The sequence below is a fragment of the Nocardia sp. NPDC003693 genome (genome assembly GCF_053981095.1).
The window spans coordinates 171650-184168 of sequence record NZ_JBSFNO010000013.1; the positions used below are offsets into that span (position 1 = coordinate 171650).

Annotated in this window: 15 protein-coding genes, 1 pseudogene and 1 riboswitch; of the genes and pseudogenes, 10 read left to right on the plus strand and 6 right to left on the minus strand. The window is 69.9% G+C overall.

Annotated elements, in window-relative coordinates; all coding sequences use genetic code 11:
• Positions 1-187 precede the first annotated feature (187 nt).
• From ACWDOP_RS17145 to ACWDOP_RS17170, 6 genes and pseudogenes are all read left to right on the plus strand, one after another.
• Positions 188-541, plus strand: a complete 354-nt coding sequence (locus ACWDOP_RS17145; RefSeq protein WP_456345865.1) for a hypothetical protein — start codon at positions 188-190, stop codon at positions 539-541.
• A gap of 90 nt (positions 542-631) precedes the next feature.
• Positions 632-817: riboswitch (cobalamin riboswitch) on the plus strand.
• Positions 810-956 (plus strand): annotated as a pseudogene (locus tag ACWDOP_RS17150) (serine hydroxymethyltransferase); the annotation flags it as partial. (Overlaps the previous riboswitch by 8 nt.)
• A 165-nt stretch (positions 957-1121) precedes the next feature.
• Positions 1122-2525, plus strand: a complete 1404-nt coding sequence (locus ACWDOP_RS17155; protein WP_456345866.1) for a lipase family protein — start codon at positions 1122-1124, stop codon at positions 2523-2525.
• 196 nt (positions 2526-2721) lie between these two features.
• Positions 2722-3375: an NADPH-dependent F420 reductase gene (locus ACWDOP_RS17160; RefSeq protein ID WP_456345867.1), complete on the plus strand. Its 654-nt coding sequence runs from the start codon at positions 2722-2724 to the stop codon at positions 3373-3375.
• Between the two features lie 90 nt (positions 3376-3465).
• Complete coding sequence (locus ACWDOP_RS17165) at positions 3466-3927, plus strand: SRPBCC family protein (RefSeq protein ID WP_454205199.1); 462 nt, start codon at positions 3466-3468, stop codon at positions 3925-3927.
• 171 nt (positions 3928-4098) lie between these two features.
• Positions 4099-4527 (plus strand): low affinity iron permease family protein, encoded by a 429-nt coding sequence (locus tag ACWDOP_RS17170; protein ID WP_456345868.1) that lies wholly within the window; start codon positions 4099-4101, stop codon positions 4525-4527.
• 7 nt (positions 4528-4534) lie between these two features.
• On the opposite strand, the gene ACWDOP_RS17175 is transcribed toward ACWDOP_RS17170, so the two are convergent.
• The 3 genes from ACWDOP_RS17175 to ACWDOP_RS17185 all read right to left on the minus strand — a co-directional run bounded on the left by ACWDOP_RS17175 (position 4535) and on the right by ACWDOP_RS17185 (position 7691).
• Positions 4535-5548 (minus strand): DNA topoisomerase IB, encoded by a 1014-nt coding sequence (locus ACWDOP_RS17175; protein ID WP_456345869.1) that lies wholly within the window; start codon positions 5546-5548, stop codon positions 4535-4537.
• 16 nt (positions 5549-5564) lie between these two features.
• The gene (locus ACWDOP_RS17180) at positions 5565-6176 is read right to left on the minus strand and encodes a flavodoxin family protein (RefSeq protein WP_456345870.1); all 612 of its coding nucleotides are present in this window, start codon (positions 6174-6176) and stop codon (positions 5565-5567) included.
• Between the two features lie 69 nt (positions 6177-6245).
• Positions 6246-7691, minus strand: coding sequence for a M6 family metalloprotease domain-containing protein (locus ACWDOP_RS17185; protein WP_456345871.1), 1446 nt, complete (start codon positions 7689-7691; stop codon positions 6246-6248).
• A 292-nt stretch (positions 7692-7983) separates the two neighbouring features.
• Between ACWDOP_RS17185 and ribB the strand changes: the two genes are divergently transcribed.
• Complete coding sequence (ribB, locus tag ACWDOP_RS17190) at positions 7984-8643, plus strand: 3,4-dihydroxy-2-butanone-4-phosphate synthase (protein WP_456345872.1); 660 nt, start codon at positions 7984-7986, stop codon at positions 8641-8643.
• Positions 8640-9329, plus strand: a complete 690-nt coding sequence (locus ACWDOP_RS17195; protein ID WP_456345873.1) for an HAD family hydrolase — start codon at positions 8640-8642, stop codon at positions 9327-9329. Before ribB ends, ACWDOP_RS17195 begins: the two co-directional genes overlap by 4 nt.
• 30 nt (positions 9330-9359) lie before the next feature.
• Here the strand turns inward: ACWDOP_RS17195 and ACWDOP_RS17200 are convergent, their stop codons facing one another.
• A complete protein-coding gene (locus ACWDOP_RS17200; RefSeq protein WP_456345874.1) occupies positions 9360-9866 on the minus strand; it encodes a hypothetical protein in 507 nt (168 codons plus the stop codon).
• A 316-nt stretch (positions 9867-10182) separates the two neighbouring features.
• On the opposite strand from ACWDOP_RS17200, the gene ACWDOP_RS17205 reads away from it, so the two are divergent.
• Both ACWDOP_RS17205 and ACWDOP_RS17210 read left to right on the plus strand, forming a co-directional pair.
• Positions 10183-10839, plus strand: coding sequence for a hypothetical protein (locus ACWDOP_RS17205; RefSeq protein WP_454205193.1), 657 nt, complete (start codon positions 10183-10185; stop codon positions 10837-10839).
• Entirely contained in the window at positions 10836-11237 is a 402-nt protein-coding gene (locus ACWDOP_RS17210; RefSeq protein ID WP_456345875.1) for a hypothetical protein, read from the plus strand. The genes ACWDOP_RS17205 and ACWDOP_RS17210 overlap by 4 nt, the downstream gene beginning before the upstream one ends.
• Here ACWDOP_RS17210 and ACWDOP_RS17215 read toward each other — a convergent pair.
• A complete protein-coding gene (locus ACWDOP_RS17215; RefSeq protein ID WP_456345899.1) occupies positions 11234-11815 on the minus strand; it encodes a cytochrome P450 in 582 nt (193 codons plus the stop codon). The genes ACWDOP_RS17210 and ACWDOP_RS17215 overlap by 4 nt on opposite strands.
• The gene (locus ACWDOP_RS17220) at positions 11800-12489 is read right to left on the minus strand and encodes a hypothetical protein (RefSeq protein ID WP_456345876.1); all 690 of its coding nucleotides are present in this window, start codon (positions 12487-12489) and stop codon (positions 11800-11802) included. The genes ACWDOP_RS17215 and ACWDOP_RS17220 overlap by 16 nt, the downstream gene beginning before the upstream one ends.
• Between the last annotated feature and the right edge of the window lie 30 nt (positions 12490-12519).

Here is a 12519-nt window from a genome sequence, read left to right on the forward strand (position 1 = left end):
GTGAGTCCGCCGCAGGTCGCGGCGGCACGCTGGATACAGCGACCAGCGCCGGAGCGGTTCGTCCGATTTGTCGAATCTTCGGCGCGACAGGCGCACTCGATGAATCCACACCGAAGGAACCGGACATGGAACGCATGCGCGCCGACGAGGATCCACGGCCCCTCGCCTCGGGTGGGGGGTGCCGGTGATGTTCGAATGCCCCAAGGCCCTGGGTTTCCTGAACAAGGACGTCTCCGGCGGGCGGCAGCCGTGGGACGAGCGCCTGATCCGCAGCACCGCGGCCCGGCTCGGGTACGACCTGTCCAAGATCCTGGTGTTCGACGCCCACACCCAGGAGTGGGTGCACCGCCTGCGGGTCGCGGTCGACCGCACCGGCGCCGCGGCGGTGTTCGTCCCGAACGTCGAACACTTCGACGCCGCGGTGGTTCCCACCGGACTGGTCGCGGTGGTCGATGTGATCACCGTCGAACCCGAGGAGACCTACGCGCGCGGCGGCGCGCACGAGCCGGGCGGTCGCGACGCCCCCGGCACCGGCCACTGAACACCGATGCCTATCCTGGTGGCGCAGCTGGTTCGCTCGCGATGTGGCCCACGGAGCCCCTGACCCCATCGCGCGCGTCGAAGCCCGCGCGGCGGTGACGCCACCGCGGGTGAGAGGGAACCCGGTGAGAATCCGGGACTGCCCCGCAGCAGTGAGCAGGAACGACCGCCGTCACACGCACTGGACCCCGCGTCCGGGAAGCGACGGCCAGTAGGTGGACCCCGTACGGGGCCGGTGCCCCCGAGTCCGAAGACCTGCCCGCTGTACCGGCGACGCCGAGTTCACCGAGGTCGCCGACATCATCGCCACGGCACTGGCGGGCGGAGCCGATCTCGACGCGCTGCGCGGGCGGGTCTCCACGCTCGCCCGCGACCTTCCGCTGTACGACGGCCTCGAGGACTGGAAGCTGCTCTGACACGCGCGGTCTCCGTTCCGGGCGCCATGAGGGGGCAGCCGGAACGGAGACCGGCAACACTGCGGCACACTGTCTCGGACGGCTCTTGCTAGACAGTGATGTACAAGATAATCTGCCTTCGATGTGAGTCAGTGTGGTCTCACATGGAGCAGATGGAGTCGACCTATGGCGCTGCGCGCGTCGCTGCCGGGCCGTGTGGCCGTGGCGGCCCTGGCATTCACCGCGGTGGCGGGCACGTTCACCACCGCGACCGCAACGGGCGAGCCGGGCGGGTCCGCACCCGTCGCGGTCGCGCCCGCACCGGCGTTCGCGGTGCCCCCGGAACTGGATCCGGGCTTCTATCGGCCGTCCCCCGAGGTGGTGGCGAGCAAGGCGCCCGGTGAGATCATCGCCGCGCGGCAGGTCAACGTGGCCAACGCCGGGGTGATCCCGCTCAACGTCGATGCCTGGCAGGTGTCGTTCCGCTCCAACAACACTCGCGGCGAGGCGATTCCGGCCGTCGCGACGGTGCTGAAACCGCGCGGGTCCGCACCCGACAAGCTCGTCTCGATGCAGGTGGCCGAGGATTCGCTGGCCGCCTACTGCGCGCCCTCCTATGCGGTGCAGCAGTGGTCGGCGGCCGCGGCCGTCGGGCAGATCGTCGCGCCGCTGGAGTTCGTCATCGCGCAGGCGGCCATCCAACAGGGCTGGGCGGTGGTCATTCCCGACTATCAGGGACCCGACAGCGCGTTCGGCGCCGGGCCGCTGGCCGGGCGGATCACCCTCGACGGGATTCGCGCCGCCCGGGACTTCGAGCCGATGCGGCTGGCTCCGGACACCCGGATCGGCATGTACGGCTACTCCGGCGGCGCGATCGCGACCGGGCACGCCGCCGAGCTGAAGGCTTCCTACGCACCCGAACTCAACGTGGTCGGCACGGCCGAGGGCGGCGTGCCCGCCGACTTCGGTCCCCTGCTCGACATCGGCAACGGTCAGATCTGGGCGGGCATGATCTTCTCCGCCGTCATCGGTCTCGGCCGCGAGTACCCGGAGTTCGGGGCGCTGCTCAACAGCAACCTGGACCTGCTCGGACAGACGCTGCAGGTCGTCAAGGGCGGGCTGTGCGTGCAGTACAACACCGCGCTGTTCCCCTTCGCGAACATGAAGGGCATGCTGCGGGTGCCCGAGGGCGATCCGATGCGCAATCCGATCGTGCGCGACACCCTCGACCGCACCCGGATGGGCAAGGCCACCCCGGACATGCCGATGTTCATCTGGCAGGCCAATCCCGACGAGCTGATTCCGGTCGGACCGGTCAACACCCTGGTCGACACCTACTGCCAGGACCCGGCCGCGCGCGTCCAGTACACGCGCGAGCATCTGGGCGAGCACGTGACCACCGAGATCTCCGGCTCCACCACGGCACTGCTGTGGTTGCGCGACCGCCTCGACGGCAAGCCCGCCGCCCCCGGGTGCGCTGTCTCCGACACCCCGCTGATGGCAACGAATCCCGAGGGTTTGGGTCTGCTGGGCCAGACCCTCGGCGAGACGCTCGGCTCGTTCTTCGGCAAGCCGATCGGGGTGAAGTAGGTCCGGGTCGAGGTCGGTGCGGTGCCGCTTCGACGGTGATGCTCCCCCGCGCCCCCCGGCGGGGGCATTCACCCGGTATGGGTGAGGTAGCAGGGGGTAGGGGCGACCTACCTTCGGTGCATCGAGACCGGAATGTCCGTTCCTTCGGGAGCGGACCACCGGACTTGCCACCACGGCTACGGACCAGGGGGTTCGGGTGAGAATCGGAGTGATCGGATCGGGCGCGGTCGGGTCGGCGGTCGGCAGGCTGCTGGGCGGCGCGGGGCACGACGTCCTGTTCGCGGGGCGCGACCCCGAGCGGGCGGCGGACGCCGCGCTGGGGGCCGGTGGGCGGGCGGGGTCTGTCACCGACGCCATCGACCACGGCCGCGTGATCGTGCTGGCGGTGCCGTTCGACCGGGTCGCCGACGTCGCGCTCGCCCACGGCCTCGATCTCACCGGCAAGATCGTCATCGATCCGACCAACCCCATGATCTTCACCCTCACCGACATCGTGCCGATCGAGCTGCCCGCCGGCCTGACCGGCAGTCAGCTGCAACAGCAACGCCTGCCCGGCGCGCGAATAGTGAAGGCGTTCAATCACTTCCTGGCCGGCGACCTGCTGCGCCTGGGCAGGCAGGGCCAGGCCGGCCTGGCCGATCCGGTGGCCATGTTCTTCGCCGGCGACGACGAACTCGCCAAAGACGTTGTCACCGAACTGATCCGCGACGCGGGCTTCACCCCCATCGACATCGGCGGCCTCGCCGAATCCCACCTCCTGGAGTACACCGCCCCCGGCTTCCTCGGTGCGGACCCCCTGACCCCCGCCGAGGCCTTCACCCGCCTCGAACGCGCCGAACGCGCCCGCTGACACCGCCCCCGTGTTTGCGTGTGAACCCCCGGGGTAGCACGCGGTTGATGCCGAACCTCGGCATCCGTGACACAGGAAGCGAGGTCCCCCATGGGTACCGTTACCGCATCGACCGACGTCAACGTGCCGATCCGCACCGCCTACAACCAGTGGACCCAGTTCGAGTCCTTCCCGCGTTTCATGGAGGGTGTCGAGCGCGTCGACCAGATCGACAGCACCCACACCCACTGGAAGGTCCACTTCGGTCCGGTGGAAAGGGAATTCGACGCCACCATCGTCGAACAGCACCCCGAGGAACGCATCGCGTGGCGCTCCGACAGCGGCCCCGAGCACGCCGGCGTGGTGACCTTCCACCGCATCGACGACACCACGACCCGCGTGATCACCCAGATGGACATCGACCCGGAGGGCTTCGTCGAGAACGTCGGCGACAAACTCGGCGTTCTGGACCGCCGCGTACAGGGCGACCTGAAGCGCTTCAAGCAGTTCATCGAGGAGCGCGGCCACGAGACCGGCGCCTGGCCCGGCGACGTCCCCCGCCCCGGCGTGTGACCCCACGTATCGGCCGGGCCGACAACCCGCACGCCGACGCGCCGGGGTGACCGTTCACCGGTCACCCCGGCGGGCCCGCCGGAGGCCGAACCGGTTTGCCGGACGCTAGCGGTGGTACTGCCATCGCGACCGAGCGAGCGACTCGCGCCCGCGTTCTCGGAAGGTGATGCGATGAGCGGCACCCACGACGACCATCACGGCGAACACGCGGAGGTGATGCCCTCGGATGTCTCGGGCCACCTCTCGTTCTTCGATCGATTCGCCACCGCCGCAAGCGGTCTGGCCGCCCGCGCCGGCTTCTTCGCGTTCTGCGTGGTGCTCGTGGTCGTGTGGGTCCCCAGCTTCGTGTTCCTGCCCAGCGTCGACACCTGGCAACTGGTGATCAACACCGCCACCACGATCATCACCTTCCTGCTGGTGGCCCTGCTGCAGAACACCCAGGCCCGCACCGACAACGCTACCCAGCAGAAACTCAACGCCCTGGCCGACGCCCTCGGCGACCTGATGGGCGAGCTGAGCGCGACCTACCCCGAACTCGACCGCCACCGCACCGAACTGACCGACGCCGTCGGCCTGGAACGCCGCGAGGGCTCGGCCTGAGTATCGGTCACCGAGTCCGGCGCAGCAGACGGATGACCGCCCGATCGATCAGCTCGCGCCGTTCGTCGGCGGTACGGCCGCCGCGGTCGGCCCTGCGCACCGCCGCCGCGACCGTGGTTCCTCGCCGGAACGCCGTCAACACCCGGGGATCGACATAGGAGGCGCGTGCCACGGCCGGGGTGTTACCCAGCGCGTCGGCCACGGACGTCATGATCTGCTTCTCCGCCCGTTTACGCGCGGCCTCCGACTCCGGCTCCGGCGACCGCGCGCAGGCGAGCGCAGCCGCCACGGTTCCCTGCCAGGTGCGAATATCCTTGGCGCTGAACTCTTCACCGACCAGTTCCCGCAACCGCGTGTTGATGTGCTCGGCGTGCAGCTCGTGTGTTTCGCCCGCCGCACGGAACACGAGCAGCCGTCGCCCGGGCTCGGCCCCGCGCAGCAGCGCCGCGACCGCCTTCGCGAGTTCTCGATCGCTGAGTCGAATCGATTGCCGAACACCGCTTTTGGCCTCGAAGTCGAACAGCATCTCATCCCCCGACACCCGCACGTGCTCGCACAGCAGGGTGGCGAGCCCGTGACTGCCGTTCTCCGCCAGGTACTCCTCACCACCGATTCGGAACACCCCGCGATCGAGCAGGTCGATCGCCACGGCCTCGACCCGGCGCCTGCGGAGTCCCCGGCCTCCCAGATCCCCTTTCACCTGCCGTCGCAATTCTGGTAATCGCCCGGCCATATCGAGAACCCGGTCGAACTTCTCCTCGTCTCGTTCGCGCCGCCACTGCTCGTGATACAGGTATTGCCGCCGCCCCGCCGCGTCGACCCCGACCGCCTGAATATGCCCGTCGGGTTTCGCGCAGATCCACACGCGCCGCCACGCCGGTGGAATCACCAGGGCGCGAATACGTTCCAGCGTCGCCGGGTCGGTGATGCGTTCACCGTCGGCGTCCGTGTAGCCGAATCCGCGCCCGCGGCGGATGCGCCGGAAGCCTGCCTCGTACGGAACACTGTGGCGCAGTCGCATTCGCTACCCGCCGCGGTCACGCGTACGGCGGGTAGGCGGCGTTGCGCAGCAACCCCGTCAGGTGGGCGGCGTTGCGTGCCAGGGCGGCCGTGTTCGAGGCGACTTCCTCGGGAGTGGTGTCCAGATCCCGATAGTCGGTGCTGCCCATGGCTTCTCCGGTCCAGTAGGTGCAGCCCTGGGCCGGGATCGTGAACCCGATGTCGTTGAGGCCCTGGAAGGTGTCGGCGACTACCTTGTGGGCGCCGTCCTCGTTGCCGACCACCCCGACCACCGCGACCTTGCCGACCATGGAGGGCCTGCCTTCGGCGTCGGTCTCGGACAGTTCGGCGTCCAGGCGCTCGAGCGCGCTCTGGGCCACCGAGGACGGGTGCCCGAGCCAGATCGGGGTCACCAGCACCAGGATGTCGGCGGCCACGATACGGGCGCGGATGACCGGCCATTCGTCGCCGTCGCCCTCGTCGACGGTGACCCCGGTCCGGACGTTGTAGTCCGCCACCCGCATCGAGTCACCCTTGATGTCGTGCGCGGCCAGTTCGTCCAGGATCTGCCGGGCCAGCAGATCGCTGCTGGACTCGGCCGGTGACTGCTTCAGCGTGCAGACGAGCGCGAGGGCGGTGGGTGCGGTCATACCCGGGCGCTACCCCGGCCGATGCCGGCAAAACGGGCCGCCCGAGATCGGCCACCCGATCGAGACCTGTCAGTCGATCGTGACGTCGATGGTCATCCGATCGTCGCCCGGGGTGCCGTGGACGGTGATCGTGATACCGGACCAGGTGCCGCCGGGCATGTTCAGGGCGGGGCGGGTCGACTTGCCGACCGTGGCGTTGCCCAGGGAGGGGTACAGGTCGTTCGCGTCGCCGCGGTTGCCGCCGCGGAAGATCGCGGCCAGATCGCGCTTCCCGTCGGCCTGCATCAGCTCGATCGCGAGGGCGGACTCGTCGTTGACGTTCTCGATCGCCTCGTCGACCACGTAGATCGCGATCCCCTCGTCGGGTAGGAAGGCGTCCTGGCCGCGTTTGCGGCGGTATTCCACCGCCACGTACTGGCTTTCGCGCGGCATGCGTTGCGCGTTGCGGATGAACACCATGCCGCCGCCCTCGGCCGCGGGCTCGAGGGCGATGCCGGCCGTCGTCCGCGTGACGACCTGGGGGGTGAGCCAGCCGTGGAAGGCCCGCAGCATGCCGTTCGGGTACACCGGGGTGATGCCGTGGTTGCCCCAGCTGCCCGCGGCCATCAGGCAGTAGTCGCCGAGGCCCGCCGAGCGGAAGTTCGCCGCCTGGGCGGTGTCGTAGTAGTCGGCCCAGCGAGCGGCCAGGTGACCCCACTCGTGGGCACACACGCCCATGTTGCAGTCCTCGGGCACGGTCAGGAAGGTCGTCACCGACAGATTCGGCGCGACCGGCTCCCCCGCGCCCGGGATCGCCCACTTCAGACTCCAGATGTCGTCGGCCGAGCCGGTTTCCTCGGCCCCGCGCCCCGCGTGCACGATGAACAGCGCGGTCACGATCCGCTCGCCCAGCACGTCGTACGGCCCGAAATCCACCCCTTCGGCGAGCGCCGCCTTGACCGCGTCCCGCGCCATTCCCGCCGCGTTGCGCGGGAATCCGTTGCCGGTCCCGGAACTGCCGTCGGTGTAGTAGGACAGCGGCTGCGGCAGCCGGAACCAGCCGTGGACCGCGCCCTGCACGTCGATGCCGGTCCCCGCCTCGGCGTCGAACCCGCTGACCGCGCGATAGAAGTCCCGCATGCTGCCGGAGGGAAAGAGCTTGTCGCTGAACAGCATCGCCTCGTAGTACCCCGGCCCGTGCGCGGCCTCGTGCGGCTTGTCGGGAAAGTCGACCAGCAGCACGATCGTCCGAATCACCCCGTTGAGCCGCACATTGGGCCGGGTGATCAGCTCTCGCCCCTCGCCCGGCACGGTCCGGGTGGCGCCGTCGTCGAGCCCGACCAGATCCTCCCCGCGCCGTTGCGCGCGCCAGATCTCGTAGTAGTCCTCGAAGGACAGCGTCGAGGGCAGCCGATTCGCGCCGGTCAGATCGAGATAGGACAGATACAACCGGCTCAGCGCCTGCGGCGACAGCGGCACCGGGCACGGCGCGCCCTCGCACCGATGGGCCGTGATGGGGGTGAGCGTGAGCCTCATACAGGTGTCCTCGCCTCGCCGACAGCACTCGCGACCGCACCGGCCGGCGCGGTCGCGTTCCCGAATATCGCTGTCCGGGAACCGGGTTCAATCTTGCCCGCAAGCGCGCGACCGCGTGCGGTGATCGCCCGCACCCACCCCGCCGACCGCGCGGCCCATAGCCCCTGACCACGGAGTATCTTCATGGACACGGGTGCGGCCGGTGTTCCCGCGCTCCCGCGATAATGATCTTGTTTCGGCTACCGTCTGCTGAGTCGTGCGCTCCATTCCATTCGAACGGAAGGCCACAACGATGACGATTCCGGTATCCACCCGGTACCGCGTGAACGTGTTCGACCAGGTCGACGAGGCGGTCCACGAGATCCGATCGGGCCGCGCGGTCATCGTGGTCGACGACGAGAATCGCGAGAACGAGGGCGATCTCATCATGGCCGCGGAATTCGCCAGCCCCGAGGCGCTCGGTTTCTTCATCCGCTACACCGGCGGCGTCGTCTGCGCGCCCATGCCCGCCGACCGCGCCGACCTGCTCGGGCTGCCACTCATGACCACCACCCACGAGGACTGCAAGGAAACCGCGTTCACCCTCACCGTGGACGCCGTGGCCGGGGTGGTCTCGGGCATCAGCGCCGCCGACCGCGCCGCCACCCTGCGCGCGCTGGCCGATCCCGCGACCGCCGCCGCGGATCTGCAACGACCCGGGCACGTCTTCCCGCTGCGCGCCCACCCCGGCGGCCTGGCCGCCCGTCAGGGCCACACCGAGGCGGGCGTGGAACTGATGCGCCTGGCCGGGCTCGCCCCCGTGGCGGTGATCAGCGAGGTCTGCCACGACGACGGCTCGGTCATGCGCCTGGGCGCCCTGCGCGCCTTCGCCGATTCCCATGGCCTGAAACTGATTTCGATCGATCAGCTGATCGATGGGCAGACCGGCCCGGCCGCCGGCGGTCGCGCGTGACCGGGCGCGTGGACGCCGTGCTGTTCGATCTGGACGGCACCCTGGTCGGAACGATGGAACCGTGGGACCGGTGCTGGGTCGACTACGCGGCCCGGCACGGGCACGACTGGAACGACTCCGATCGCGCGCGCACCCACGGCCACGGTGACTGGGCCGACCATCTCGCCCGTGTCTGCGGGTTGGACTCCCCGGCCCGGGTGATCGAGGTGTGCACCGACCTCATGATCGCGCGGATCCGGGACGGGCAGGTGGCCCTGCTGCCGGGGATCGCCGAGCTGATCGCGGCGGCCGCGGACAGCTCCATCACCGGCATCGTCTCGGCCTCACCCCGTCGCTTCGTGCACGCCACGCTGCGGTACTTCGAACTGGACCGCCACTTCCCGCTGATCCTGGCCCGCGAGGATCACCCGCGCTCCAAACCGGATCCGGCCCCGTATCTGCACGCCGCCGAGCTGCTCTATCTCGACCCGGTTCACTGTGTGGCGGTGGAGGATTCCCCCGCGGGCATCCGCTCGGCGGCGGGAGCGGGCATGCGGGTACTGGCCATCCCCCATCCCGCGTCCCCGATTCCCCCGGCGGAGGCGAGCCTGACCGCGCACCTGGCCGCGGACGCCATCGCCGCCGCACCGTGGCTGCGCGCCCAGCTGGACCGGGCCGGCGAACCGGCCCTCCCGCTCGCCACCTGATCCGGATATCGGAGGGCTCGCCCGGCGCGGTCAGGGACCGGCCAGCGCCGCGGCGACGGCGGCCAGCACGCCGAAGACGAACAGCCCGGACGCCGCGTACAGCGAGACCCGGGCGAAGCGCTGGATCAGCGTGATCTTGAAGACGGAGATCGCACCGCCCATCACCATCAGCAGCGCGAACGAGGCGAACATCGCGGCCGAGCCCAATCCGGCGGCGGCGGTGACGCTTCCGTTCACCGAGAGATCGTCACCGGCGTGCACCGGCACCCGTGTCCCGGGCGAGTAGGGACCTCCGCGCAGCGTTCTCTGCGCCGCCGCCTGGGGTTTCGAGTCCGGGACGAAGGTTCCCGCGCAGAGCGCGGCGCGACGCCCGCTCTCGGGATCACAGCGCTCGGTGACGAAGGTTCCGGCGACACCGGAGACACCGGTGGCGCGGGTCAGAACGGCGAGGCTCTCGGCGATGGCGAAGGTGGCCAGCACGGCGAGAGCGATCGCGCAGAGGCCGAACAGGATTCGCGGGACGTGGCCCCGGAGCATTCGACCATCCCAGGGCAGAAGCACAGTTGCGGATCCTCGGTCATCGGTGAGCAGGGGCTGCGCCAAATGTACCGGGACAGTGGGTGATCGACCGCCCCCTTCGCGGTCGATCACCCAGCGCCAGTTCCCGGCCCGCGCGGGAGTGCGGCTGCAACGCGGTGTCGGGATACGCAAATCATACGAAAATCATTGCCTGATTACAATGGCATCGGCGGTGTACATCTGCACAAATTTGCAGCTTTGCGACTGTGCAGGCTGGCGTTACTCGCATTTCGAAGGTTCCGTTCCGCAGGATTTTCGTATTACTATCGTGCCCGTGACGGTGACCGGCGACGACGCGCCCGACGACGCGTCGGCCAGGCGATTGGCCCGGGTCGTGCTCGCCCGGATGGGCGCCATGCATCGATCGCGGCGCCAGGTGCACCTGCACGGCGGGCCGACCGAGCCCACCATGCTCAAGATCGAGCGTGGCGAAGCGCGCGGCCTGACGCCGAAAACCCTGCGCCGCCTCGACATCGGACTGGACTGGACCTCCGGATCGGCCGAGAACGTCTACTTCACCGGCGGCAACCCCACCCCGCTCAAGGAACGCACCGGCATCGTCGCCGGACCGCCCGGGGTGTACGTCGACGCCGAGACCATCACCGAATTGATCACCGTCGCACGCGAGATCGGCGATCTCGCCGAGGCGGGCACACCCGCCGCGCAGGCGGCCGCGCACCGGCTGAACGCCGCGATCCAGCCGCTGTACGGGCGCTATGTCACCCAACTGCTCGAGGCCAACCGCCGCCGGGGCGGCGCGCTGGGCCCGCTGGTCACCATCCTGGGCCCGTACCTGGACCGGCCCGTGGACCCGGCCCACGACAACGAGGAGGAGGCGCTGTACCGGCGCTGGCTCGCCGGGATGCGCATCGACCTCGACGAGACGACCCGGCGGCGATTCGAAGCCAGATTCGCGGAGGCGAGCCTGTGACACCATCTTTGGCCCAGCGTGTGGACCTGCTCTTTCGCGCCCTGCACAGTCCGGAGGAGGGCGAGCCGAGCACCGAGCTGGTGGCCGCCGCCCTGCGCGACCGCGGTGTCGACGGCACGGCGGCGACCCTGGACGCGCTGCGCGCGGGCACGCTCGTCGACCCGCCGGCCGCGCTGCTCGAGGGCCTCGCCGAGCACTTCAACCAGGCCGCGTGGTTCCTGCTCGAGCCCGGCGAGTCCGCCCGGGTCGCGGACACCTATGTGCAACTGGATCTGTTGCGCACCCTGCGTGAGGCGGGTGTGCACCGCGTACGCCTGCGCGGGCAGCCCGCGACCTCGGATCGCCGAGCCCTGACCGCTGCCCTGCGCGCCCGCCTGCGCCGCGGCGAGCGACCCTAACCGCGCCGGGAGACCTTCAGCCGCAACCGATCCGGCTTGAGCGTGATGGTCTCCTTGACCCGCAGCCGATAGTCCGGATCGGGTTCCAGGTCGTAGTTCGCCAGGATGGTGGCCAGCACCAGCACGATCTCGTGGTAAGCGAACTGCCGGCCGATGCACGCCCGCAGTCCCACCCCGAACGGCCGGTACAGCTCCGGGTGCCGGGCCCGAATCCGTTCGGGCAGAAAGCGGTCGGGGTCGAAGCTCTCCGGGTCCGCGCCCCACCGCTCGTGCCGGTGCAGCTGCAACAGCACGATGAACACCCACTCGCCCTTCTCGAACGGGTACCGGCCGCCGAGCAGGGTGTCGGAGTTGGCCTTGCGGAAGTAGCCGGGGTCGGCCGCGGTGAGCATGCGCTCGAGCAGGTCGTCGTGCAGGCCGGCGCCCGCGCGCTGGCGGGCCGCGATGACGGCGTCGACCTCGGCGTTGACGAAGGCGACGTCGGCCAGGTGCTGGGCCCGCTGCGTGCGAAAGACCGTGCGCTCCACCAGCGGATGCGAATACGCCGAGCGGTTGATGTAGGTCAGCGCGCGCAGCATGGCCGCGACGACCGGATGCGGGTCGGTGCGGCCGAAGGAGTCGAACGAGTACCCGAATCCCGTGCGCCCGATGACCTCCAGGGCCACCTTGTTGGTGTCGCCGGGAATGTCGATCCATTCCCCCGGCCAGCCGTCCCAGTGCTCGATGAGCTGCCCGGCGCACTCGCGCATCGTGGCGTGATACCCGCGCATCGCCTGGGCGGTGAACGAGGGCGCCGGCTGCTGCGATAGCGCGAGACGCCCGAGAGCAGCAGGTCCGCGAACAGCTCGGCCTCGTCCTCCTGGTGGTCGGCGAACTCCGATCGCCGCAGCACCCGGCGAATGGTGGCCGGGTCGAGGTCGGGCAGCAATTGCAGCAGTCCGGTCATGCCGTCGGTGCCCGCGTCGTGGTCGAGCACCATGTGGCCCGCCTCGTGGGCGATGATCTGGTCGACGTGGAAGTCGGTGGTCCCGGCCGCGTCGGCGTCCTCGGTGTCCAGCCACAGCCCGCAGGGCGTGCCGCGCGCCGGGGTCCACACCCCGGGCAGCGCGTCGGCCTCGACCGCCATGAGCTGGATCGGGCGGCCGCGCCAATGTCCGAGCGTGCTCAGGAACTCGTCCCGGTCCCAGGGCGAGGGCACCAGATGGGCGATGGCCGACCGTCCGCTGAATACCCGGCTCGTCGAATCTTGCATCCGTTGCCTTTGGTGAGCAAATGTGAGCAT

Bases quoted from the DNA above. Each gene is read 5' to 3' on its own strand.
- ACWDOP_RS17145 (WP_456345865.1), top strand. From the start codon at position 188: ATGTTCGAATGCCCCAAGGCCCTGGGTTTCCTGAACAAGGACGTCTCC.
- ACWDOP_RS17155 (WP_456345866.1), top strand. From the start codon at position 1,122: ATGGCGCTGCGCGCGTCGCTGCCGGGCCGTGTGGCCGTGGCGGCCCTG.
- ACWDOP_RS17165 (WP_454205199.1), top strand. From the start codon at position 3,466: ATGGGTACCGTTACCGCATCGACCGACGTCAACGTGCCGATCCGCACC.
- ACWDOP_RS17170 (WP_456345868.1), top strand. From the start codon at position 4,099: ATGAGCGGCACCCACGACGACCATCACGGCGAACACGCGGAGGTGATG.
- ACWDOP_RS17175 (WP_456345869.1), bottom strand. From the start codon at position 5,548: ATGCGACTGCGCCACAGTGTTCCGTACGAGGCAGGCTTCCGGCGCATC.
- ACWDOP_RS17180 (WP_456345870.1), bottom strand. From the start codon at position 6,176: ATGACCGCACCCACCGCCCTCGCGCTCGTCTGCACGCTGAAGCAGTCA.
- ACWDOP_RS17185 (WP_456345871.1), bottom strand. From the start codon at position 7,691: ATGAGGCTCACGCTCACCCCCATCACGGCCCATCGGTGCGAGGGCGCG.
- ribB (WP_456345872.1), top strand. From the start codon at position 7,984: ATGACGATTCCGGTATCCACCCGGTACCGCGTGAACGTGTTCGACCAG.
- ACWDOP_RS17200 (WP_456345874.1), bottom strand. From the start codon at position 9,866: ATGCTCCGGGGCCACGTCCCGCGAATCCTGTTCGGCCTCTGCGCGATC.
- ACWDOP_RS17215 (WP_456345899.1), bottom strand. From the start codon at position 11,815: ATGCTGCGCGCGCTGACCTACATCAACCGCTCGGCGTATTCGCATCCG.
- ACWDOP_RS17220 (WP_456345876.1), bottom strand. From the start codon at position 12,489: ATGCAAGATTCGACGAGCCGGGTATTCAGCGGACGGTCGGCCATCGCC.